Below are 22204 nucleotides of genomic sequence, written 5' to 3'. Positions count from 1 at the left end.
ATTTTTCCACATTGAAGGGTCAGCGGGCGAGTTTGCCTGCCAGAAGCCGCGCGACGGCGACCGCGAGCAGGATGCGTGCGGCGTGGTGGGCGGTGACATAGACGATGCTCATTTGCAGCGAGAGCGCGATGAGTGACATCTCGGTGAGCCCGCCGGGGGCAAAGGCGAGGAAGACCGCGGCCGGGGGTTCGCCGACGAAGCGCGCGAGGCTAAAGGCGCAGACGACTGCCAGCGCGATCGACAGCGCCGTGGAAAGCCCCGCAAGCCGGATCGCAAGCCAGAAGCGGCCAAGTGGCATGCCTGCAAAGCGCACCCCGAGCGAGGCGCCGATCACGAGTTGCGTGGCATTCACCAGCCAGTTCGGCGGGCTGCCCTGTGCCAGCCCCGTCAGGTGGACGATTGCCGAGACGAGGATCGGGCCGGTGACCATCCCGCCGGGCAGTTTGAGGCGCCAGCCAAGCAGCCCGCCCACGACCCCCGCGCCGATCAGCCAGGGCAGGTCGACCAGCGTCATCGCGGTGCGGGTCAGTGTGGCGCCGCCCGCCGAGCCGACGGCATGGCCGGTCATCACCGTGAAGAAGATCGGCACGCAGACGATGGTCACGATCAGCCGCAGGAATTGCAGCATGGTCAGCATCGCAGCGTCGCCGCCCATTTCCTCGCCCATCTGCACCGTCTCGATCAGCCCGCCCGGCGCGGTGCCGAAGAAGGCGGTGATCGGGTCAACCATTCCGGTTGCACGGACGGCGCGGAAGCTGACCAAATGCGCCACCGGGATGAACACCGCTATGGCCAGGAGCGAAGGCCACCAACCGCGCGCTTCCTCAAGAATCGCAGGGGTGAAGGTGCCGCCGATGGCCACGCCGATGATCGGGATGAAAATCATGCGCAGCTTCATCGGGAACTGCACCGGGTGGCCGAGCGGCTTCCAGCGCCCAAGTGCCGCGGCCGCCACCGCCAAAAGCGGGCCAAGCAGCATCGGCAGCGGCAGGTGGATCGCCTGGCCAATCAGCCCGCCCGTCAGCGCGAGGACCAGCGTCAGCCCGAGCGTGGGCAGATGTATCTGTTCAGAGATGAAACGCATGTCCGCCGGGCGTCCTGTTCGCGCCAACACATACAGCACGGGCGCGAAAGGACAAGGGCACTTACCAATGTGGCGGTTTCTGGTCGGCCAGCGGGATCTGCCCGCCCGAACTATATTCGCGCTCGGCCTCGCGCTCCATCAGGAGGCCCACCTTGCGGCCCAGACGCTCGATCTCGAGCGTCTGTCGGGCGACGATATCCGAGAGTTCCTCGACCGTGCGCACCAGATGCGCGAGTTCTTCCTCTGCGCGATCCATCCTGTCCTGCATCGCCCTGTTCCCCCTGCCATCCTTGGCTTGCCGCGCCGCGGCCCTTCCGCTACACCCTCGCGCGAGATGCAACAAGGTGCAAGCCGGAGTGGACCCATGGCCAAGGACAAAGCCCCCCGCCGTCCCCGCGCCGAAACCCCCAAGGGTTTCCGCGATTATTTCGGGGCGGAGGTGACCGAGCGCGCAGAAATGCTCGCCACGATTGCCGAGGTCTACCGGGCCCATGGCTTCGATCCGCTCGAGACGAGTGCCGTCGAGACGGTCGAGGCGCTTGGCAAGTTCCTGCCCGATGTGGACCGCCCGAACGAGGGTGTCTTTGCCTGGCAGGACGAGGGCGGCGACTGGCTGGCACTGCGCTACGACATGACGGCGCCGCTGGCGCGCGTGGCCGCGCAGTTCCGCAACGATCTGCCCGCGCCCTATCGCCGCTATACGATGGGGCCGGTGTGGCGCAACGAAAAGCCCGGTCCGGGCCGGTTCCGCCAGTTCTACCAATGCGATGCGGATACGGTGGGCGCGCCCTCGGTCGCGGCGGATGCCGAGATCTGCGGTATGCTTGCCGATGCGCTGGAGGCCGTGGGAATTCCGCGCGGCGACTACATCGTGCGCGTCAACAACCGCAAGGTTCTGAACGGCGTGATGGAGGTCGCGGGCGTTCTGGACCCGTCCGACCCCGAGAAATTCGCCCATGAGCGCGGCATCGTGCTGCGCGCCATCGACAAGTTCGACAAGTTCGGTGAGGCGGGCGTGCGCCTGCTGATGGGCAAGGGCCGGATGGACGAGTCGGGCGACTTCACCAAGGGCGCGGGCCTGTCGGACGCACAGGCCGATGTTGTGATGGGCTTCATGGAGGCCAAGCGCGATACCGGCGCCGCGACCGTCGCGCGCCTGCGCGAGCTGGTGGCAGGATCGGCGCTTGGCGCCGAGGGCGTCGATGAGCTGGAACTGATCGCCTCGCTTCTCGACAGCCAGGGCTACGGCCCCGACCGTATCGTGATCGACCCCTCGGTCGTGCGGGGTCTGGGCTATTACACCGGCCCGGTTTTCGAGGCAGAGCTGACCTTTGAAATCCTCGATGAGAAGGGCCGCAAGCGGCAGTTCGGCTCGGTCGCGGGCGGCGGGCGCTATGACGATCTGGTCAAGCGCTTCACCGGGCAGGCGGTGCCGGCGACGGGTGTGTCGATCGGTGTTGACCGTCTTCTGTCGGCGCTGCGGGCCAAGGGCCGCATTGGTGGCGTTGCCAAGGGGCCGGTTGTCGTGACGGTGATGGACCGTGACCGGATGGGCGATTACCTCGGCATGGCGTCCGAGTTGCGCCGTGCGGGTATCCGCGCCGAGGTTTATCTGGGCAACCCGAAGAACTTCGGCAACCAACTCAAATACGCCGACAAGCGCGAAAGCCCGGTGGCCATCATCCAGGGCACCGACGAGGCCACGCGCGGCGTCGTGCAGATCAAGGATCTTGTGCTCGGGGCCAAGATCGCGGCCTCGGCCAGCCTTGAGGAATGGAAAGAGCAGCCCGCGCAGGTCGAGGTGGCCCGCGCCGACATGGTCGCCACCGTCAAGAAGATGTTGGGGGCGTAATGGCCAGCAAAGCCGCAGCCCGCGCCACCGGCGAGCGCTACCTGGCCGCCTTCCGCGCGGCAGGTGCCGTCGAGATCGCGCCCGATATCCTGCAACCCGCCGATGCGCTTCTGGACCTTTATGGCGAGGATATTCGCGCGCGCGCCTACGTCACAGCCGACCCGCTGCGTGGCGAGATCATGCTGCGCCCGGACTTCACCGTTCCTGTCGTGCAGGAACACATGGCCAATGGCGCCGAACCCGCGCGCTATTGCTATCTGGGCGAGGTGTTCCGCAAGCAAGACCACCGCGGCGCCTCCCGCGTTTCCGAGTATAATCAGGTCGGCTACGAGGTCTTTGACCGCGCAGATCCCGAGGCGGCTGATGCCGAGGTCTTCGCCCTGATCGCGGGCGCTTTGGCGCCACTGGGGCTGAACGCGACCATTGGCGACATTGGTATCCTCAGCGCGGCGGTCGAAGGGCTCGACACGATTCCAGAGCGCAAGGCGGCGCTGGCGCGGCACATCTGGCGCCCGCAGCGCTTTCACAAGCTGATGGCGCGCTATGCGGGCCTCGTGTCCGCGCCCGAGACCCGTGCGGCCGTTCTGGCCGGTGGCCGGGCCGACGCGCCCTGGATCGGGATGCGCGCACCTGCCGAGATGGAAGAGCGCATCGCGCGGCTGACCCGCGATGCCGAGGCCGCACCAATTGCCACGGCGGATGTGGCGCGGCTCGATGCGCTGTTTGCCCTACGTTGCCCGGCCATCGAGGCGCCCGCGCGGCTGCGTGCGCTGGACCTTCCCGCCATTAAGGCGGCGACCGAGCGGCTCGAACGTCGCCTGTCTGCGCTCGACAAGCGCGGGGTGGATCTGTCGGCGCTGACCTTCGACGCCAGCCACGGCCGCACCACGATGGAATATTATGACGGCTTCGTCTTTACGCTGTCGGCCGCCGATCCCGCGCTGCCCCCGGTGGCCTCGGGCGGGCGCTATGACGCGCTGACCCGCGTGCTGGGGCAGGGGCGCGAGATCCCCGCCGTGGGCGGCGTGATCCGCCCCGGACTGGTCGCCGATCTGGAGGGGCTCGCATGACAATCAAGCTGGGCGTGCCCTCCAAGGGCCGGTTGATGGAAAAGACTTTCGAGTGGTTTGCCGAGCGCGGCATCACGCTGCGCCGTACCGGGTCCGAGCGCGAATATGCCGGTGCCGTGGACGGCGCCGAGGGGGTCGAACTGGTGCTGCTCTCGGCGGGCGAGATCCCGCGTGAACTGGCCGCCGGGCGCATCCATATGGGCGTCACCGGGTCCGACCTTGTGCGCGACAAGCTGGCCGACTGGGAAACCCAGGTGGCCGAACTTGCGCCGATGGGCTTCGGCCATGCCGATCTGATCATCGCCGTGCCGACCTGCTGGGCGGATGTGGATACGCTGGAAGATCTAGACGCCGCCGCACACGCCTTCCGCGCCGCGCATGGATTCCGCCTGCGGATCGCCACGAAATACCACCGCCTTGTGCGCGAGTTTCTGACCCGCGAGGGCGTGGCCGACTACCAGCTGGTCGATAGTCAGGGCGCGACCGAGGGGACGGTGAAGAACCTCACCGCCGAGGCGATCGCCGACATCACCTCGTCGGGTGAGACGCTGCGCGCCAACCATCTTAAGATCCTGTCGGACGGGCTGATCCACCAGAGCCAAGCGACGCTGTTCGCCGCGCGGGCCGCCGACTGGCAGGGGCAAGAGGCGGCGCTGGCCGCGCTGGCCACGCAGCTTGGCGTTGCGCCGCCAAAGCTCTGACCCCGCCATGCGCCGCTTCGATCTGGTCATCTTCGACTGCGACGGCGTGCTGATCGACAGCGAGGTCATCTCGGCCCGGATGCTGATCGCCGAGCTGCAAGGCTATGGCATCTGCGTCGACATGCCCTATGTCGCACGGCATTTTCTGGGGCGCAGCTACCCGGTCGTGCTGGCCACGATCCGCAAGGATTTCGGCGTGGCCCTGCCCGAGGGCTTCGAGGCCGATTACCGCGCCCGCCTGATCGCGGGGTTCCGCGCGGGCCTTCAACCGATGCCCGGCGTGCGGCAGGTGATCGAGGCGCTGAACATGCCTTATTGCCTCGCCACCAGCTCCAGCCCGCCGCGCCTTGCGCAATCGCTTGATATCGTTGGCTTCGCCGAGCTGTTCGCGGGGCGCAGCGTGACCGCCTCCGAGGTGCGCAACGGCAAGCCCGCGCCGGATATCTTCCTGCACGCGGCGGCGAAATTCGGGGCCGACCCGGCCCGCTGCCTGGTGATCGAGGATTCGCTGGTGGGCGTGCGCGCGGGCCTTGCCGCCGGGATGCAGGTCTGGCGCTTTACCGGCGGCAGCCATCTGCGCGGCCTTGACCTGACCCCCGACCCCGAGGCGCAGCCGCATCGCACGTTTGCATCCTTTGCGGATTTCTTCCATCCTGATCAGGAGTTTGGAGGAGCGCGCGCGGATGGCACAGAATAACGGGGCAGAGAGCGATTACTCGCCACGGGATCTGGCGGCGCGCGCGGCCTGGCTGTCGTTCGTCGGCGGCCTCACGCAGGATCAGATCGCGGCGGAATTGGGTATCTCGCGCCAGCGCGCGCAGCGGCTTGTCGCGCGGGCCTCGGCCGAGGGGCTGATCCGGGTGCGCATCGACCATCCCATCGCCGAATGCCTGGAGCTCGAACGGCAACTCCGGTCGCGTTTCGGGCTGTCGGCTGCCTGGGTGTCGCCCGGCGCGGGCGAGGGCGACGCGCTGCGCGGCCTTGCCCCCTTCGCAGCGCCAGTGTTCGAGCGGATCTTCATGGCCGAGGAACCGCGCACCATCGCGCTTGGCACGGGGCGCACGCTGCGCATGGTGGTCGAGCATATGCAGGCCATCGATGGTGCACGGCATCGGCTGGTCTCGTTGATCGGGAACGTGGCGCCGGATGGCTCGGCCTCGTTCTACGAGGTGATCATGCGACTCGCGGAAAAGACCAACGCGCCGCATTACCCGATGGCGATTCCCGTCGTTGCCCGTACGCCCGAGGAACTGGCGCTCTATCGTTCGCTTCCGCATGTGAAGGCCTCGCGCGCGCTGGCGGAGGCTGCGGATATGGCCATCGTCGGCATTGGCCAGATGGATGCGACCGCGCCGCTGCTGGTGGACGGCTTCCTCACGCCTGCCGAACATGCCGAGTTGAGCGCCGCTGGCGCCGCTGGCGAGATCTGCGGGCACATCTTTGACGCCGAAGGGAAATTCCTCGATCACCCGATCAACCAGCGCATGGTCGGGGTGCGCGTTCCGGTGCGCGATATGCCGCTGCACTGCGTTGCGGCGGGGCGCGCCAAATTACCCGCGATCCGCGCCGCGCTGAACGGCGGGATGCTCTCGGCGCTGATCACCGATGAGCCTACAGCCCGGGCGCTTTTGACCAAATAACAGGCGGTCGAAAAAACCAACTTGACAGAGTCATGCGCTAACGTGAGTATTTGTTCGTGTTGTGGGCAAATGCTCACACCTATGGGAGGAATACAATGAACATGACGATCCGCGCCCTGATGGGCGCCTGTGCGCTTGGCGCCCTCGCGTCGGGTGCGCTCGCCGAGACGACCATTACCGTCGCGACCGTGAACAACGGCGACATGATCCGCATGCAGGGTCTGATGGACGCCTTTTATGCCGCGCATCCCGACATCAAGGTCGAGTGGGTGACGCTGGAGGAAAACGTTCTGCGCCAGCGCGTGACGCAGGATGTCGCCGCCAAGGGCGGCCAGTTCGACGTGATGACCATCGGCACCTACGAGGTTCCGATCTGGGGCTCGAAGGGCTGGCTTGTGGGCCTGAACGATCTGCCCGCAGAATATGACGTCGATGACCTGCTTCCCGCGATCCGGGGCGGTCTGACGGTCGATGGCACGCTCTATGCCGCGCCCTTCTACGGCGAAAGCTCAATGGTGATGTATCGCAAGGACCTGATGGAGAAGGCGGGTCTGAGCATGCCCGACGCCCCCACCTGGGCCGACATCAAGGCCGCCGCCGCCGCCATGACCGACAAGAATGCCGAGATTTATGGCGTCTGTCTGCGCGGCAAGGCCGGCTGGGGCGAGAACATGGCCTTCCTGACCGCCATGTCCAACAGCTATGGCGCCAAGTGGTTCGACATGGACTGGAAACCCCAGTTCGACAGCGACGCCTGGAAGGCCACGCTGACCGACTACCTCGATCTGATGAACAGCTACGGCCCGCCCGGCGCCTCGTCGAACGGCTTCAACGAGAACCTCGCGCTGTTCCAGTCGGGCAAGTGCGGCATGTGGATCGACGCGACCGTCGCGGCCTCCTTCGTGACCAACCCGACCGACTCGACCGTGGCCGATCAGGTTGGCTTCGCGCTCGCGCCCGACAACGGGCTCGGCAAGCGCGGCAACTGGCTCTGGGCCTGGTCGCTGGGTATCCCGGCGGGCACACAGAAGGCCGACGCCGCGAAGACCTTCGTGCAATGGGCGACCTCGAAAGAGTATCTGGCGCTTGTGGCCGAGAAAGAGGGTTGGGCGAACGTTCCCCCGGGCACCCGCACCTCGCTCTATGAGAACCCAGAGTATCAGAAGGTGTCCTTCGCCAAGATGACGCTCGAGTCGATCAACTCGGCCGACCCGACGCATCCGACCGTGGACGAAGTGCCCTATGTCGGCGTGCAGTTCGTGGCGATCCCCGAGTTCCAGGGCCTCGGCACCGCCGTCGGTCAGCAGTTCTCGGCCGCCCTCGCCGGGCAGATCACGGCCGAGCAGGCGCTGGAGAACGCGCAGGCCTTCACCACGCGCGAAATGCAAAAGGCCGGTTACATCAAGTAATCCGCTCCCGGACGGGTCGGGGCTTCGGCCCCGGCCCAATCCCTCAATTCTAGCAGTCAGAGACCTCTCAGATGGCCACGAAACATTCCCGTGCCGCCGCAAGGCTCATGATTTCGCCCGCAGTTTTGCTGCTTCTGGGCTGGATGATCGTGCCTCTGGCGATGACGCTGTATTTCTCGTTCCAGCGCTACAACCTGCTGATGCCCGGCATGGAAGAGTTCACGGGCTTCACCAATTACCGCTTTTTCCTGACCGATCCTGCGTTCTTCGCGGCGCTTCTGCACACGCTGCAACTGGTGCTTGGAGTGCTGGTCATCACCATCGTGGGCGGCGTGCTTCTGGCGCTGCTGCTGGATCAGCCCTTCTGGGGGCAGGGGATCGTGCGCATCCTGGTGATCGCGCCCTTCTTCGTGATGCCCACGGTTTCGGCGCTGGTGTGGAAGAACATGTTCCTCAACCCGGTGAACGGCCTGTTTGCCCACATCGCCAAGTTCTTTGGACTGCAACCCTATGATTTCCTTGCGCAGGCGCCGCTTGCCTCGATCATCGGCATTGTCAGTTGGCAGTGGCTGCCCTTTGCCACGCTGATCCTGCTGACCGCGCTGCAATCGCTTGACCAAGAGCAACTGGAAGCCGCCGAGATGGACGGCGCCGGGCCGATGTCGCGCTTCACCTATATCATGCTGCCGCATCTGGCGCGGGCGATCACCGTGGTGATCCTGATCCAGACCATCTTCCTGCTGTCGGTCTTCGCCGAGATCCTCGTGACCACGAACGGTGGCCCGGGCACGGCCTCGACCAACCTGACCTACCTCATCTATGTCCAGTCGCTCCTGCAATTTGACGTGGGCGGGGGCTCGGCCGGGGGCGTTGTTGCGATCATTCTGGCCAATATCGTTGCGATCTTCCTGATGCGGATGATCGGCAAGAACCTGGAGTCCTGAGCCATGGCACGCAAAGTTTCTCAAAACCGCAAGGCGCTTGTGACCGTGGCGGCCTGGGCCGTGGGGATCGCGATCTTCTTCCCGATCCTCTGGACCGTCATCCTCAGCTTCAAATCCGAGGGCGACGCGATCAAGACGCCGTTCGAGGTACTCAGCGCGAACTGGACGCTGGAGAGCTATTCCACCGTGCAGGAGCGCTCGAACTACCTGCGGCACTTCTGGAACTCGGTCGTGCTGTCGGTCGGCTCCACGCTGCTTGGCCTGCTGATCGCGGTGCCCGCCGCCTGGGCCATGGCCTTCGTGCCGGGCAAGCGCACCAAGGACGTGTTGATGTGGATGCTGTCCACCAAGATGCTGCCGCCGGTGGGCGTGCTGGTGCCGCTTTACCTGATCTTCCGCGATTTTGGACTGCTCGACACGCGCATCGGCCTGGTCATCGTGCTGACGCTGATCAATCTGCCGATCATCGTGTGGATGCTCTACACCTATTTCCGCGAGATCCCAGGCGAGATCCTGGAAGCCGCGCGGATGGACGGGGCCACGCTGCGCGCCGAGATCCTTTATGTGCTGACGCCCATGGCGGTTCCGGGGATCGCCTCGACCCTGCTTCTCAACATCATTCTCGCCTGGAACGAGGCTTTCTGGACGCTGAACCTCACGGCTGCAAAGGCCGCACCGCTCACCGCCTTCATCGCCTCCTATTCCAGCCCCGAGGGCCTTTTCTACGCAAAACTCTCGGCTGCCTCGACCATGGCGATCGCGCCGATCCTGATCATGGGCTGGTTCAGCCAGAAACAACTCGTCCGCGGCCTGACTTTTGGCGCGGTGAAATAAGGAGCCGACATGGGACGTATCACGCTCGACAAGGTTCGGAAGGCATTCGGCGAAGTCGAAGTCATTCCGCCGCTTGATCTGACCATCGACGATGGTGAATTCGTGGTCTTCGTTGGCCCTTCGGGCTGCGGGAAATCCACCCTGCTGCGCCTGATCGCGGGGCTTGAAGACATCACCTCTGGGCAGATCCGCATCGACCGCGAGGACGCGACCGATGTGCCCCCCGCCAAGCGCGGGCTGGCCATGGTGTTCCAGTCCTACGCGCTTTACCCGCATATGTCGGTGCGCAAGAACATCGCCTTTCCGCTGAAAATGGCGGGGATGGACCCGACCGAGATCGACAAGCGCGTGAACGAGGCCGCCTCGGTGCTGAACCTAGCGCAATACCTCGACCGCCGCCCCGGCCAGCTTTCGGGTGGGCAGCGTCAGCGGGTGGCCATCGGGCGCGCCATTGTGCGCGAGCCGAAGGCGTTCCTGTTCGACGAGCCGCTGTCGAACCTCGACGCGGCGCTGCGGGTGAACATGCGCCTTGAGATCTCGGAGCTGCACCAGACGCTGAAGACCACGATGATCTACGTGACCCACGATCAGGTCGAGGCCATGACCATGGCCGACAAGATCGTGGTGCTGCATGCCGGACGCATCGAGCAGGTGGGCAGCCCGCTTGAGCTTTATCGCACGCCGCGCAACCGCTTTGTCGCGGGCTTCATCGGCAGCCCCAAGATGAACTTCGTCGAGGGGGCGGAGGCCGCCAAATACGACGCCCATTCCATCGGCATCCGCCCAGAGCATGTCGATATGTCGCGCGAGTCGGGCGTCTGGCAGGGGCGCGTGGGCGTCAGCGAGCATCTTGGCTCGGACACCTTCTCGCATGTCCATGTGGATGGGATCGGCACGATCAACGTGCGCACCTCGGGCGAGGTGGACGTGCGCCATGGCGATACCGTCTGGCTGACGCCCACTGCCGCCAATATCCACCGCTTTGACAAAGAGGGGCTGGCGATCCGATGACCGGGCGGCTGGAGGGCAAATGCGCCCTGATCACCGGGGCGGCACGCGGCATTGGGTTAGCCTTTGCCCGCGCCTATCTGGCCGAGGGCGCGCGCGTGGCCATCGCCGACATCGACCTTGCGCGGGCCGAGGCGGCAGCGGCGGGCCTTGGATCGAGGGCGGTCGCGGTGCAGATGGATGTGAGCCGACAGGACAGTATCGAGGCCGCAATTGCGGCAACCGTCGCGGCGCTTGGCCAGATCGACATCCTGATCAACAACGCCGCGATCTTCACCGCGGCGCCCATCGACGAGATCACCCGCGCCGATTACGACCGGGTCTTTGCGATCAACGTGGCGGGGACGCTCTTCACCCTGCAGGCCGTGGCGCGCCACATGATCGCGCGCGGGCAGGGCGGCAAAATCATCAACATGGCCAGCCAGGCCGGACGGCGCGGCGAGGCGCTGGTGGCGGTCTATTGCGCCTCGAAAGCCGCGGTCATCAGCCTCACGCAATCCGCGGGGCTGAACCTGATCCAGCACGGGATCAACGTCAACGCCATCGCCCCTGGTGTCGTCGATGGCGAGCATTGGGACGGCGTCGATGCCTTCTTCGCCAAATACGAGGGCAAGGCCCCCGGCCAGAAAAAGCGCGAGGTGGGCGATGCCGTCCCCTTTGGGCGCATGGGCACAGCCGAGGATCTCACCGGCATGGCAATCTTCTTGGCCTCGCCCGAGGCCGATTACATCGTCGCCCAGACTTACAATGTCGACGGCGGGAACTGGATGAGCTGAGATGAAACTCTCGAACGCGACCCTCGACACCCTTCCGGCCAGCATCCGCCGCCCGACCTACGACCGCAGCCGATTGACGCCGGGCATCGTCCATATCGGGCTGGGGAATTTTCACCGCGCGCATCAGGCCTGGTATCTGCACCGCCTGTTCGAGATGGGGCTGAACCATGACTGGGCGATCGTCGGCGCGGGCGTGCGCCCCTATGATGCGCAGATGCGCGAGAAGATGGCGGCGCAGGACTTCCTGACAACGCTGATCGAACTGGCACCCGACAGCCGCTCAGCCGAGGTGACGGGCGCGATGATCGACTACTTGCCGATCGAGGAGGGCAACGGCCCGCTGATCGCGCAGATGGCCGATCCCGAGATCCGTATCGTGGCGCTGACGGTGACCGAGGGCGGCTATTACATCGACCCCGTCACCAAGGGGTTCGACGCGGCGCATCCGGATATTCAGCACGACGCGACCAATCCGTCCGCACCGCGCACCGCCTTCGGCGCAATGGTCGCGGCCCTGCGGCTCCGCCGCGATCGTGGCATTGGCCCCTTCACCGGGCAAAGCTGCGATAACCTGCAAGGCAACGGCAAGATCTTGCGCCAGACGGTCGTGTCGCTGGCCCGCCTGTCGGACCCCGACCTGGCCGAGTGGATCGACACCAATTGCACCTTCCCGAATTCGATGGTCGATTGCATCGTGCCCGCCACCGGCCCGAACGAACTCGCCCTCGTGCGCGAGCTTGGCATCGAGGACGCGGTGCCTGTGACCCATGAGAACTTCCGCCAATGGGTGATCGAGGATGATTTCTGCGCGGGCCGCCCCGACTGGGACCGCGTCGGCGCGACCTTCTCGGACCGGGTGCATGATTTTGAGACGATGAAGATCCGCATTCTGAACGGCGGACATCAGGTGATCTCGGACGCGGGCGAGGTGCTGGGGGTTGAGACCATCTCGGGCTGCATGGAACATCCGCTGATCGCGGGGCTGTTCCGAAAGGTCGAGGTCGAGGAAATCGTGCCGCATGTCGCCCCGGTGCCGGGCATGGTGCCCGAGGCTTATGTCGAGTTGATCGCGCGGCGCTTCTCGAACCCGGCCATCGTCGATACCACCCGGCGCGTGGCTTTCGACGGCTCAAGTCGCCACCCCGGCTTCATCCTGCCCTCGGTGCGTGACGGGCTGGCCAAGGGCATTCCGGTCGAGGGGCTGGCGCTGGTTTCCGCCGCCTGGGCGCGCTATTGCACCGGCGTGCGCGAGGATGGCTCGGCCGTCGCGCCGAATGACCCGTTCTGGGAGACGCTGCAACCGCGCGCCGAGGCCGCACGCACCAATCCGCAGATTTGGCTGGAGAACCGCGCGCTTTACGGCGATCTTGCGGATGAGCCGCGTTTTGCGGAGGCTTTCGGTAAATGGTTGCGACAGATCCATGCCGAGGGGCTCGAGGCCGCGCTGAGAACCTATCTGGAAAGGTGAGACGATGATCCTGTGCTGTGGTGAGGCCCTGATCGACATGATTCCGGTGCCGACCGTCGAGGGCGGCAGTGCGTTTGCACCCCATTCGGGCGGCGCTGTGTTCAACACCGCCATCGCGTTAGGCCGTCTGGGTGCTGATGTCGGCATGTTGACCGGCCTCTCGACCGATCTTTTCGGTGCGCAACTGGCGGGCGCGCTGGCGGCCAGCGGGGTCGATACCTCGCAGGTGATCTCCTCGGACCGGCTGACGACACTGGCCTTCGTGCAGCTGCGCGATGGCCATGCAAGCTATACGTTCTATGACGAGAACTCGGCCGGCCGTATGATTGCACCCGAAGATCTGCCAAGCCTGCCGGACTCGGTGGACGCGCTTTTCTTTGGCGGCATCAGCCTTGCCTGCGAGCCGGGCGCCGAGGCCTATGCGGCCTTGCTTGAACGCGAGGGAGCGACCCGCGCGGTGATGATCGACCCGAACATCCGCCCCGGTTTCATTCGTGATGAGGGGGCGTTCCGTGCGCGGCTCGATCGGATGTTTGCAAAGGCGGACATCGTGAAGGTCTCGGATGAGGATCTGCACTGGCTGATCCCCGGCCCCGGCGGGCTGGCCGAGAAGGCGGCGCTGTTGCAGGCACGTGGCCCGGCGCTGGTGCTGGTGACGCGCGGGGGCGAAGGGGCTACGGCCTGGACGGCGGATGGGACCGAGGTCAGCATCGCGGCGAACAAGGTCACCGTCGTCGATACGGTCGGCGCGGGCGATACGTTCAACGCCGGTGTGCTCGACCGGTTCGCAAGCTTCGGTCTGCTGACCAAGGCGGGGGTGCGCGGGATTGGACCCGAGGCGCTGCGCACCGCGCTGGCCTTTGGTGCGCGGGTGGCGGGGATCACCGTCAGCCGCGCGGGCGCGAACCCGCCCTGGCGCGAGGAACTTTAGTAACCCCGGTCGCGATCGACGCGGTTTAGGAAGGGCTCGCCCGCCTCACCGCGCCGGATATTCTCGACAATGACCCGCGCGGCCGACGAGGGCCGCGTTTCTGCGGCAATATGGGGCGTGACGGTCACGCGCGGATGCGCCCAATAGGGGTGCTCGGGCGGCAGGGGTTCGATGCGGAACACGTCCAGCGTCGCCTGCCCGATCTGCCCGGAGTCGAGCGCGGCCAGAAGCGCGTCATCGTCGATCACATTGCCCCGGCCTGGGTTCAGGATCACCGCGCCGCGCGGCATCTGCGCCAGCGTCTCGGCGTTCAGAAGGTTGGTCGTCTCGGGCGTGTTGGGCAGGATCGTGACAAGGATCTCGGCGCGGGCAAGCGCCGCGCGCAGGCCTTCCGCGCCCGACAGGCTATCGACTCCGGCGAGTTCTTTCGGCGTCCGGCTCCAGCCGCTGACACGAAAGCCAAGGCTAGCCAGCGTGCGCGCGCAGGCCGCGCCAAGCGCCCCAAGGCCTAGGATTACGACGGAACGTTCGGGGGCGAGCGGCGGGGCGACCTGCACCCACGTGCCGCTTTGGTCGAGGATGTGCTTATCCATCCCAAGATGGGCGCGCAGCACATGGCCGGTGACCCATTCGATCATGCCGCGCTCCAGCCCCTCATCGACCATGCGGCAAAGCGGTTGGGTCAGGGTGGCGTTGCCCACGACGCGCTCGACCCCGGCCCAGAGGCTCAGGACCGCCTTGGTGCGGGTGAAGGGCGTGAAATCCTGCACCGGACCGGTTGGCGCATAGACGATGTAATCCACGGCCTCGGGCGCGGCCTCACCGGGCAGCACGAGGCGCGCGGCAATGCCTGCCTCTGCCAGCGCGGCGCTCAGGGCGGGTTGATAGACGGGCCACATCTTGGCCGCGCCATCGTAAAGGATCGTCAGCATCTTACCTCGGGCGATGGATATGCGCGCTCTGCACCAGCCCGAAGGCCGCCAGAAGGATCATCATCGCCGTCCCGCCGTAGGACACAAGGGGTAATGGCACGCCCACCACCGGCATCAGCCCCATCACCATGCCCATGTTGATCGCGAAGAAGAAAAAGAACGTCCCGGCTATGCCCAATGTCAGCAGGCTTGAAAAGCGGTCCTTGTTGATCAGCGCGGCATAGATGCAAAAGGCGATGATCCCCGCGTAAAGCATCAAGAGCGAGAAAGCCCCGATGAAGCCGAACTCTTCCGCCAGCGTGGTAAAGATAAAGTCGGTGTGTTTCTCGGGCAGGAAGTTCAGCCGTGACTGGGTGCCCTGCATGTAGCCGCGCCCCGACCAGCCGCCTGAGCCAAGCGCGATCTGCGCCTGGGTGATGTTGTAGCCAGCGCCAAGCGGGTCGGCGCCAGGATCGAGGAAGGTGTCGATCCGCTTGAACTGGTAGTCGTGCAGCAATTGCCAGTCGGTGCCACGGCTTTCCAGAACGCCGAAGATCAGCGCCACGACCAGCGCAATGACCGTGCCGAAGTACCAAAGGCTGACCCCGGCCGCGAACATGACAAACCCGCCGCCCAGAACCAGCATGACTGCCGTGCCAAGGTCGGGCTGGGTCAGCACGAGGAAGGTGGGCACGAGGATGATCGCCACCGGGATCAGCACCCACAGCGGGCGCGAGGTCTTCTTGACGTCGAGCCAGTCGTAATAGGCTGCCAGGAACATCACGAGGGCAATTTTCATCAGTTCAGAGGGCTGGATGCGGATCGGGCCAAGCACCAGCCAGCGCTGTGCCCCCATGCCGATGTCGCCGAAGAACTCCACCGCCACCAGCAACAGCAGCGCGAACAGATAAGCCAGCGCCGAGATGTTGCGCCAGAACCAGATCGGGGTGAAACCGACGATCAGCATCGCGAGCATGCCCGCCGCGAAGCGCTTCATCTGCGGCTCGGCCCAGGTCTCGGCATTGCCGCCCGCGACCGAGTAGAGCATCAGGAACCCGAAGCTAGCCACAGCCGAGAGCAGGATGATCAACGGCCAGTTCAGGTAAAGCACCTTGCGCAGGCCGGTCGGCACCGTCTTGAGATTGCTTTCAAGATAGCTCATCCCATCCCCCCTCAGGCTCGGCTCTTGCCGCTGGTGGTGACCGTCTCGGGGTCGATCAGCTGCATCTCGTCCTGCCGGGTCTTGATCGTGCCGCGCTGCTCGGCCGGGTAGGCGGCCAGCGGGGGCAGCCCGTTATTCAGGGCAAACAGCATGATATCGCGCGCGATCGGGGCGGCCGCGGCTGAACCGCCGCCGCCGTGCTCGACGATCAGCGCGACTGCGTATTTGGGATTGTCCACCGGCGCATAGCAGACAAACAGCGCGTGGTCGCGCTGCTCCCACGGGACTTCCTTGTTATCTACCACGGTCGAGCGCACCTGGCTGGTGCCGGTCTTGCCCGCCATCTTCCATTCCGCGGCGACGATGCGCGAGCCCCGCGCCGTGCCGTGCGAGCCGTTGATCACCGCGTTCATGCCGCGTCGCACCTGGTCAAGCCAGCCCGGGCTGACCTCCAGCTGCGGGGCCTCGGCCAGAGGTTCCTCGACCCCGTCGCGCGACAGGATCAGCCGCGGCTTGACCGCGCGCCCTGTCGCGATGCGGCAGGTCATCACCGCCAGTTGCAGCGGCGAGGCCAGCACATAGCCCTGGCCGATCGACGAGTTGATCGTGTCGCCGATCCGCCATTCCTTGCCGTAACGCTCCTGCTTCCAGGCCTTGGTGGGGGCGATCCCCTCGGCCACCGCCGACATCGGTAGATCGTGGCGCGTGCCAAGGCCCAGCTTGCGCGCCATCTCGGCGATCTTGTCGATACCGATCTTTTGCGCGACCTCGTAGTAGAAGACGTCGCAGGACTGCTCGAGGCTTTGCACCACGTTCACGCGGCCATGGCCCGCGCGCTTCCAGCAGTGAAAGCGCCGCCCGCCCATCTCGATATGGCCGGGGCAATAGACGGTTTCCTCGGGGCCGATCACGCCACCCTCAAGCGCCGCCAGCGCGGTCACCATCTTGAAGGTCGAGCCAGGCGGGTAGAGGCCCTGTACCGTCTTGTCGGCCAGCGGGCGGTGATCGTCATTGGTCAGCGTGCGGTAATCGGCGGACGAGATCCCGCGCACGAAGAGGTTGGGGTCGAAGGACGGCGCCGAGGTGATCGCCAGGATATCGCCATTGGTCACATCCATCACCACGGCGGCGGCGGATTCCTCGCCAAGGCGCTGATGGGCGAAGTTTTGCAGCCGGTAATCGAGCGTCAGTTGCAGGTTCACGCCGGGGTCGCCCTCGCGGCGGTCCAATTCGCGCATCTCGCGGCCGGCGCTGTTTACCTCGACCCGGCGCTGGCCGGCATGGCCGCGCAGATCGTCCTCAAGCTTGGCCTCGACGCCTAGCTTGCCAAGCTGGAACTTGGGAATACGCAAGAGCGGGTCCGGGTCGGCGATCTGGCTGAGGTCATAATCCGAGACCGGGCCGACATAGCCGATGACATGGGCAAAATCGCCCCGCTGCGGATAAAGCCGCGACAGGCCCACATCCGGCGTCACGCCGGGCAGGGCGGGGGCATTGACGGCCACGCGCGAGAATTCCTCCCAGCTGAGCCGGTCGGCGACGGTGACGGGCGCGTGCGGCGGGCGACGCTTGATCTCGGCCAGAACCTCGGCGGCCTCTTCGTCGGTGATCGCGATCAGGCGGCGCAGATCGGCCAGAAGCTGCGCGACATCGCCCGCATCCTCACGGGTGATCGTCACGCGGTAATTCTGCTCGTTCCCGGCAATAATGGTGCCGTTGCGGTCATGGATCAGACCGCGCGCGGGCGGGATAAGGCGAATCTTGACCGAGTTGCCCTCGGCCAGCAGGCGGTATTCGTCGGCCTGCTCCAGCTGCATCTTGCGCATCCTAAGCCCGAGCGTGGCGACGATCGCCGCCTGCGCGGCACCCAGCATCAGCCCGCGACGGGTGATCGTCGAGCGGCTTTCCTGCGTCTGTTTTTCCGAGCGTCTCATGCCTGCGCCCTCACAGTCGATGCCCGAGCGGGTCGATCTCGCCCGGGGCTGCGCGTCGCAGCCCGAAGGCAAGCCGCGACAGCGCGACGACGAAAGGATAGGCGATCAGGGTCATCACCAGTCGCAGCAGTTCAAGGCCAAGGGCGGGTTGATCGACCATCGCCAGACCAAGGATCATACGGTTGAGAAGCAGCATGGCCACCATCACGCCCGCAACCAGCGCCATTTCCAGCAAGAAAGGCAGGTCGCGGGTGGCGCCTTCGCGGGCGCGCAGAAATTCGGTCCCGACAAGGACGATCAGCGCCCAAAGGCCCACCGGGCGCCAGAACATCAGGTCTTCGAGCAGGAAGGCCGCGACGATCAGCAGCGCGGGCACGTAATCGGGGCGGCGCAGCACCCAGGCCAGCGTCAGTGCGAGCGTCAGGTCGGGGCCGGGGATGCCGTGGGCCATCGGGTTGACCGGCAGCAGACGCAGGAACAGGATCGCCGCCACCAGCCCGATATAGAGTGCGCGATGCGCAATCCGGCGTCTGGTCAGCGGATCAACCATTGCCGCCCTCCGACATCTCGATCGTCGCGGGCGGTGGCGGGATCAGGGGGCCTGCATCCTGCAACTGCTCGGCCGGGTGCGAGCGCAGCACGCGCAGGAAATCCAGCCGCTCGTAATCGGCCGAAAGGCGCACGCGCAGGCGCCGGTCCTGGCCCTGCATCACCTGCCCAACCAGAAGGCCGGCCGGGAAAACGCCCCCATCGCCGGACGAGATCACCCGGTCGCCGGGGCGGATCTGATCGGGGTTCTCAAGGAAGTCGAGCGGCGGGAAGGGCGAGTTGTCACCCGTCAGGATCGAGCGCTGCCCCGAGGGCTGGATCGTGACCGGGATGCGCGACGAGGAATCGGTCAGCAGCACGACGCGGCTTGTCGTGCGCCCGACGCCCGAGATGCGGCCCACCAGCCCCAGCCCGTCCATCGTCGCCCAGCCATCCACGATCCCGTCGCGCGAGCCTACGTTGAGCAGAACCGATTGCCGGAACGGGCTGCCCGAATCCGCCAGCACGACGCCGGAAACCGAGGTCAGCTTGGGGTCGAGCCGCACCTGGTTCTGCGCCAAGAGCTTGGCGTTTTGCTGCTCCAGCTGAACGGCGGCCTCTTTCCAGGACTTCATCTGCTGCAACTCGCGGCGCAGCTCCTGGTTTTGCTCGTAGATGCGCGCGTAGGAGCGGAAGCCCTCGACCATGCCAAGTACATTCGTCACTGGCACCATGGCCCAGTCGAAGGTCGGCACGAAACGGTCGATGAAATTGGCGCGGAAGCGTTCAACCCGCGGACTGTCGATGCGCCAGACAAGGAAGGTCGCGGCCAGCACAAGGATCAGCGCCGCAATGCCGATGCGGCGCAGGGGGCCTGCGTAATCCTGATCGTCCCGATTGCGTGCCAATCGCGCCTCCGCCTAGGGGGGCAAGCCCCCCGTCCGCTGACGGTGTCAGCTGTCGTAGTCGATCACATGCCGAAGTTGCTTTTCGTATTCCAGTGCCTTCCCGGTGCCGAGCGCAACACAATTCAGCGATTGGTCCGCGATCGAGATCGACAGGCCGGTCTGCTCGCGCAGGCTCAGGTCCAGCTCGCCAAGAAGCGCGCCGCCGCCGGTCAGCATCACGCCACGGTCGACGATGTCGGCGGCCAGATCCGGGGGGGTGGTCTCAAGCGCCTGCATCACCGCGTCGCAGATCTGCTGAACGGGTTCCGAAAGGGCCTCGGCGACCTGCGCCTGGGTGATTTCGACTTCCTTCGGCACACCGTTGAGCAGGTCGCGCCCGCGCACCATCAGGCTGGCGCCGCGGCCGTCATCGGGCATCCGTGCGGTGCCGATGGTGGTCTTGATCCGCTCGGCAGTGGATTCGCCGACCAGAAGGTTCTGGTTGCGGCGCAGGTAGGAAATGATCGCCTCGTCCATGCGGTCGCCACCAACGCGGACCGAGCGCGCGTAAACGATGTCACCCAGCGAGAGCACCGCAACTTCGGTGGTGCCGCCGCCGATATCGACGACCATCGAGCCGGTGGGATCGGTGATCGGCATGCCCGCGCCGATAGCCGCAGCGATCGGTTCCGCGATCAGGCCGGCGCGGCGGGCGCCCGCCGACAGGACCGACTGACGGATCGCGCGCTTTTCGACCGGGGTCGCGCCATGCGGCACGCAGACGATGACCTTGGGTTTCGAGAGGGTCGAGCGTTTGTGGACCTTGCGGATGAAGTGCTTGATCATCTCTTCGGCGCTGTCGAAGTCGGCGATGACCCCGTCGCGCATCGGGCGGATCGCTTCGATCGAACCGGGGGTGCGGCCGAGCATCAGCTTGGCATCTTCGCCCACGGCCAGAACCTGCTTCTTGCCGTCCTTGACGTGGTAGGCCACCACCGAGGGCTCGTTGAGGATGATCCCCTTGCCCTTCACATAGACCAGCGTGTTCGCCGTCCCGAGGTCGATTGCCATGTCAGAGGAGAAGATCCCGCCCAGACCCATCATGTTATCCATCCCAATAGAATCATGCCCCGACTCGTGTCCGAGCGGGTTTCAGTCCGTATAGGCAAAGCGCCGCAAATGCGGAAGCCGAATCCCTGTCGCACCGGGGCGGGCACGCGGCATTCCGCGTATCGGCTGCCGGGTGTTTTCCGTTTTGCAATTTTCCTGCTGAAATGGTCGTCTCGTTGGACCTGGGAATTGACTATTTCCAACATCTCACGAAATCGTGCGCCAGACGGCCGATTTCCGGGTCGCGCGGCGGAAGTTTCCATTTTCGAACCTGCCCTTGCGCATGAAAAAGGCGCCGCGCGGGGTTCCGCGCGGCGCCCATGGGTCGAAACCCCGATCAGAGCTTGTAGCTGATCGATTTCACATCGGCATCCGGTGCGGTCTTCTGGCTGCGCACGCGCAGGCGGTTCAGTGCGCCGACATAGGCCTTGACCGAAGCCAGGATCGTGTCGGTATCGGCGGCCGAGCCGGTCACGATACGGCCTTCCTCTTCCAGACGCACCGAGACGGTGGCCTGCGCATCGGTGCCCTCGGTCACGGCATGGACCTGATAGAGCTTGAGCCGCGCGGTGGTCGGGTAGATCTCCTTGACGCAGTTGAAGACCGCATCGACCGGGCCGTCGCCCTGGCACTTGGCAGACTTCTCGACGCCATCGACCAGCATCTTCAGCTCGGCCTCCTGACCGTCCGAGCCGCAGACCACACGCAGCCACTTGACTTGCAGGTAGTCGGTGTCGGTATTGGCGGCCGAGTCCGACATCAGCGCGATCAGGTCGTCGTCGTAGATTTCCTTCTTGCGGTCGGCCAGCGCCTTGAAGCGCACGAACACATCGTTGAGCTGGTTATCGGCCATCTCGAAACCCAGGTCTTGCAACTTCGAGCGCAGCGCCGCGCGGCCCGAGTGCTTGCCCATGGCGATGTTCGTCTCGGTGATGCCGATATCGGCGGGCTTCATGATCTCGAAGGTCTCGACGTTCTTCAGCACGCCGTCCTGATGGATGCCCGATTCATGCAAGAAGGCGTTCTTGCCGACGATGGCCTTGTTGAACTGCACCGGGAAACCCGAAACCTGGCTGACGCGGCGCGAGATGTTCATGATCTTCGTGGTGTCGATCTTGGTGGTGAAGGGCATCAGGTCCTTGCGCACCTTGATCGCCATCACGACCTCTTCAAGCGCCGTGTTGCCCGCGCGCTCGCCCAGACCGTTGATCGTGCATTCGATCTGGCGCGCCCCGGCGGAAACTGCCGCCAGCGCGTTCGCCGTCGCCATGCCGAGGTCGTTGTGGCAGTGCGTCGCGAAGATCACCTGATCGGCGCCCGGCACTTTCTCCAGCAGCATCGCGATGATGTCGGCCGATTCCTGCGGCAGGGTATAGCCCACCGTGTCGGGGATGTTGATCGTGGTCGCACCGGCCTTGATCGCGGTTTCCACCACGCGGCAGAGGTAGTCGCGCTCGGTCCGGATCGCGTCCATTGCCGACCATTGCACATCCTCGCACAGGTTGCGGGCGTGGGTGACGGTCTCATGGATGCGGGTGATCATCTCGTCCTGGCCGAGGTTGGTGATGCCCCGGTGCAGCGGCGAGGTGCCGATGAAGGTGTGGATGCGCGGGCGCTTGGCGTGGCGCACGGCCTCCCAGCAGCGGTCGATATCCTTGTAGTTCGCGCGGCTCAGGCCGCAGATCACCGAGTTCTTGGCATTCTTCGCGATGTCCGAGACCGCCTCGAAGTCGCCCTCGGAGGCGATCGGGAAGCCCGCCTCGATGATATCGACGCCCATCTCGTCGAGCAGCTGTGCGATTTCCAGCTTCTCGTCATGGGTCATGGTTGCGCCGGGCGACTGTTCGCCGTCACGCAGGGTGGTGTCGAAAATCAGAACTCGGGAATTGTCAGTCATATTCTGGGCCATGGGATTGTCTCTTCGTCATTTTCCTTAGCGTCATGGAACCCCGAAG

Annotated in this window: 21 protein-coding genes; 12 read left to right on the top strand and 9 right to left on the bottom strand. The window is 65.4% G+C overall.

The features are described 5' to 3' along the window. Window positions 1-19: 19 nt before the first annotated feature. Together LZA78_RS13210 and LZA78_RS13205 are read right to left on the bottom strand one after the other, a co-directional pair. Entirely contained in the window at window positions 20-1084 is a 1065-nt protein-coding gene (locus tag LZA78_RS13210) for an AbrB family transcriptional regulator (protein ID WP_233677402.1), read from the bottom strand. 61 nt (window positions 1085-1145) lie between these two features. Next, complete coding sequence (locus tag LZA78_RS13205) at window positions 1146-1352, bottom strand: SlyX family protein (protein ID WP_233677401.1); 207 nt, start codon at window positions 1350-1352, stop codon at window positions 1146-1148. 96 nt (window positions 1353-1448) lie between these two features. Between LZA78_RS13205 and hisS the strand changes: the two genes are divergently transcribed. The 12 genes from hisS to LZA78_RS13145 all read left to right on the top strand — a co-directional run bounded on the left by hisS (window position 1449) and on the right by LZA78_RS13145 (window position 13717). Continuing rightward, on the top strand, window positions 1449-2936 hold the full coding sequence (gene hisS / locus LZA78_RS13200) for a histidine--tRNA ligase (RefSeq protein ID WP_233677400.1): 1488 nt from the start codon (window positions 1449-1451) through the stop codon (window positions 2934-2936). After that, entirely contained in the window at window positions 2936-4006 is a 1071-nt protein-coding gene (locus LZA78_RS13195; RefSeq protein WP_233677399.1) for an ATP phosphoribosyltransferase regulatory subunit, read from the top strand. Before hisS ends, LZA78_RS13195 begins: the two co-directional genes overlap by 1 nt. Continuing rightward, window positions 4003-4707: an ATP phosphoribosyltransferase gene (gene hisG / locus LZA78_RS13190; RefSeq protein ID WP_233677398.1), complete on the top strand. Its 705-nt coding sequence runs from the start codon at window positions 4003-4005 to the stop codon at window positions 4705-4707. The genes LZA78_RS13195 and hisG overlap by 4 nt, the downstream gene beginning before the upstream one ends. A 7-nt stretch (window positions 4708-4714) precedes the next feature. Beyond that, window positions 4715-5404, top strand: a complete 690-nt coding sequence (locus tag LZA78_RS13185; protein ID WP_233677397.1) for an HAD family hydrolase — start codon at window positions 4715-4717, stop codon at window positions 5402-5404. Next, entirely contained in the window at window positions 5391-6347 is a 957-nt protein-coding gene (locus tag LZA78_RS13180) for a sugar-binding transcriptional regulator (protein ID WP_233677396.1), read from the top strand. Before LZA78_RS13185 ends, LZA78_RS13180 begins: the two co-directional genes overlap by 14 nt. Window positions 6348-6442: 95 nt before the next feature. Next, a complete protein-coding gene (locus LZA78_RS13175) occupies window positions 6443-7756 on the top strand; it encodes an ABC transporter substrate-binding protein (protein WP_233677395.1) in 1314 nt (437 codons plus the stop codon). Window positions 7757-7827: 71 nt separating this feature from the next. Next, window positions 7828-8700 (top strand): carbohydrate ABC transporter permease, encoded by an 873-nt coding sequence (locus tag LZA78_RS13170; RefSeq protein ID WP_233677394.1) that lies wholly within the window; start codon window positions 7828-7830, stop codon window positions 8698-8700. A gap of 3 nt (window positions 8701-8703) precedes the next feature. Continuing rightward, window positions 8704-9534 carry a carbohydrate ABC transporter permease gene (locus tag LZA78_RS13165; RefSeq protein ID WP_233677393.1) on the top strand — a complete coding sequence of 277 codons (831 nt, stop codon included), beginning with the start codon at window positions 8704-8706 and terminating at the stop codon, window positions 9532-9534. 9 nt (window positions 9535-9543) lie between these two features. Continuing rightward, entirely contained in the window at window positions 9544-10545 is a 1002-nt protein-coding gene (locus tag LZA78_RS13160; RefSeq protein ID WP_233677392.1) for an ABC transporter ATP-binding protein, read from the top strand. Beyond that, on the top strand, window positions 10542-11318 hold the full coding sequence (locus tag LZA78_RS13155) for an L-iditol 2-dehydrogenase (RefSeq protein ID WP_233677391.1): 777 nt from the start codon (window positions 10542-10544) through the stop codon (window positions 11316-11318). The genes LZA78_RS13160 and LZA78_RS13155 overlap by 4 nt, the downstream gene beginning before the upstream one ends. A 1-nt stretch (window position 11319) precedes the next feature. Further along, complete coding sequence (locus tag LZA78_RS13150) at window positions 11320-12786, top strand: mannitol dehydrogenase family protein (protein WP_233677390.1); 1467 nt, start codon at window positions 11320-11322, stop codon at window positions 12784-12786. Between the two features lie 4 nt (window positions 12787-12790). After that, window positions 12791-13717, top strand: coding sequence for a carbohydrate kinase family protein (locus LZA78_RS13145; RefSeq protein ID WP_233677389.1), 927 nt, complete (start codon window positions 12791-12793; stop codon window positions 13715-13717). On the opposite strand, the gene LZA78_RS13140 is transcribed toward LZA78_RS13145, so the two are convergent. From LZA78_RS13140 to LZA78_RS13110, 7 genes are all read right to left on the bottom strand, one after another. Continuing rightward, window positions 13714-14649 (bottom strand): 2-hydroxyacid dehydrogenase, encoded by a 936-nt coding sequence (locus LZA78_RS13140; RefSeq protein ID WP_233677388.1) that lies wholly within the window; start codon window positions 14647-14649, stop codon window positions 13714-13716. The genes LZA78_RS13145 and LZA78_RS13140 overlap by 4 nt on opposite strands. A 1-nt stretch (window position 14650) precedes the next feature. Further along, complete coding sequence (gene rodA, locus LZA78_RS13135; RefSeq protein ID WP_233677387.1) at window positions 14651-15790, bottom strand: rod shape-determining protein RodA; 1140 nt, start codon at window positions 15788-15790, stop codon at window positions 14651-14653. 11 nt (window positions 15791-15801) lie between these two features. After that, window positions 15802-17724 (bottom strand): penicillin-binding protein 2, encoded by a 1923-nt coding sequence (gene mrdA / locus LZA78_RS13130; RefSeq protein ID WP_233677386.1) that lies wholly within the window; start codon window positions 17722-17724, stop codon window positions 15802-15804. A 10-nt stretch (window positions 17725-17734) separates the two neighbouring features. Then, window positions 17735-18274 (bottom strand): rod shape-determining protein MreD, encoded by a 540-nt coding sequence (locus LZA78_RS13125; protein ID WP_233677385.1) that lies wholly within the window; start codon window positions 18272-18274, stop codon window positions 17735-17737. Then, complete coding sequence (gene mreC / locus LZA78_RS13120; protein WP_233677384.1) at window positions 18267-19160, bottom strand: rod shape-determining protein MreC; 894 nt, start codon at window positions 19158-19160, stop codon at window positions 18267-18269. Before mreC ends, LZA78_RS13125 begins: the two co-directional genes overlap by 8 nt. Window positions 19161-19205: 45 nt before the next feature. Beyond that, on the bottom strand, window positions 19206-20243 hold the full coding sequence (locus LZA78_RS13115) for a rod shape-determining protein (RefSeq protein ID WP_218630805.1): 1038 nt from the start codon (window positions 20241-20243) through the stop codon (window positions 19206-19208). Window positions 20244-20586: 343 nt separating this feature from the next. Next, window positions 20587-22146, bottom strand: a complete 1560-nt coding sequence (locus tag LZA78_RS13110; RefSeq protein ID WP_233677486.1) for a 2-isopropylmalate synthase — start codon at window positions 22144-22146, stop codon at window positions 20587-20589. Window positions 22147-22204 lie beyond the last annotated feature (58 nt).

The sequence above is a fragment of the Rhodobacter flavimaris genome (genome assembly GCF_021378075.1).
Taxonomy (GTDB): Bacteria; Pseudomonadota; Alphaproteobacteria; order Rhodobacterales; family Rhodobacteraceae; genus Rhodobacter; species Rhodobacter flavimaris.
This window is presented reverse-complemented; position numbering and strand designations above follow the sequence as displayed.

Coding starts and splice junctions, on each gene's coding strand:
- LZA78_RS13125 (WP_233677385.1), bottom strand. CDS start 18,274: ATGGTTGATCCGCTGACCAGACGCCGGATTGCGCATCGCGCACTCTAT.
- LZA78_RS13210 (WP_233677402.1), bottom strand. CDS start 1,084: ATGCGTTTCATCTCTGAACAGATACATCTGCCCACGCTCGGGCTGACG.
- hisG (WP_233677398.1), top strand. CDS start 4,003: ATGACAATCAAGCTGGGCGTGCCCTCCAAGGGCCGGTTGATGGAAAAG.
- mrdA (WP_233677386.1), bottom strand. CDS start 17,724: ATGAGACGCTCGGAAAAACAGACGCAGGAAAGCCGCTCGACGATCACC.
- LZA78_RS13155 (WP_233677391.1), top strand. CDS start 10,542: ATGACCGGGCGGCTGGAGGGCAAATGCGCCCTGATCACCGGGGCGGCA.
- hisS (WP_233677400.1), top strand. CDS start 1,449: ATGGCCAAGGACAAAGCCCCCCGCCGTCCCCGCGCCGAAACCCCCAAG.
- LZA78_RS13110 (WP_233677486.1), bottom strand. CDS start 22,146: ATGACTGACAATTCCCGAGTTCTGATTTTCGACACCACCCTGCGTGAC.
- LZA78_RS13170 (WP_233677394.1), top strand. CDS start 7,828: ATGGCCACGAAACATTCCCGTGCCGCCGCAAGGCTCATGATTTCGCCC.
- LZA78_RS13165 (WP_233677393.1), top strand. CDS start 8,704: ATGGCACGCAAAGTTTCTCAAAACCGCAAGGCGCTTGTGACCGTGGCG.
- LZA78_RS13115 (WP_218630805.1), bottom strand. CDS start 20,243: ATGATGGGTCTGGGCGGGATCTTCTCCTCTGACATGGCAATCGACCTC.
- rodA (WP_233677387.1), bottom strand. CDS start 15,790: ATGAGCTATCTTGAAAGCAATCTCAAGACGGTGCCGACCGGCCTGCGC.
- LZA78_RS13180 (WP_233677396.1), top strand. CDS start 5,391: ATGGCACAGAATAACGGGGCAGAGAGCGATTACTCGCCACGGGATCTG.
- LZA78_RS13160 (WP_233677392.1), top strand. CDS start 9,544: ATGGGACGTATCACGCTCGACAAGGTTCGGAAGGCATTCGGCGAAGTC.
- LZA78_RS13150 (WP_233677390.1), top strand. CDS start 11,320: ATGAAACTCTCGAACGCGACCCTCGACACCCTTCCGGCCAGCATCCGC.
- LZA78_RS13145 (WP_233677389.1), top strand. CDS start 12,791: ATGATCCTGTGCTGTGGTGAGGCCCTGATCGACATGATTCCGGTGCCG.
- LZA78_RS13205 (WP_233677401.1), bottom strand. CDS start 1,352: ATGCAGGACAGGATGGATCGCGCAGAGGAAGAACTCGCGCATCTGGTG.
- LZA78_RS13175 (WP_233677395.1), top strand. CDS start 6,443: ATGAACATGACGATCCGCGCCCTGATGGGCGCCTGTGCGCTTGGCGCC.
- LZA78_RS13185 (WP_233677397.1), top strand. CDS start 4,715: ATGCGCCGCTTCGATCTGGTCATCTTCGACTGCGACGGCGTGCTGATC.
- LZA78_RS13140 (WP_233677388.1), bottom strand. CDS start 14,649: ATGCTGACGATCCTTTACGATGGCGCGGCCAAGATGTGGCCCGTCTAT.
- LZA78_RS13195 (WP_233677399.1), top strand. CDS start 2,936: ATGGCCAGCAAAGCCGCAGCCCGCGCCACCGGCGAGCGCTACCTGGCC.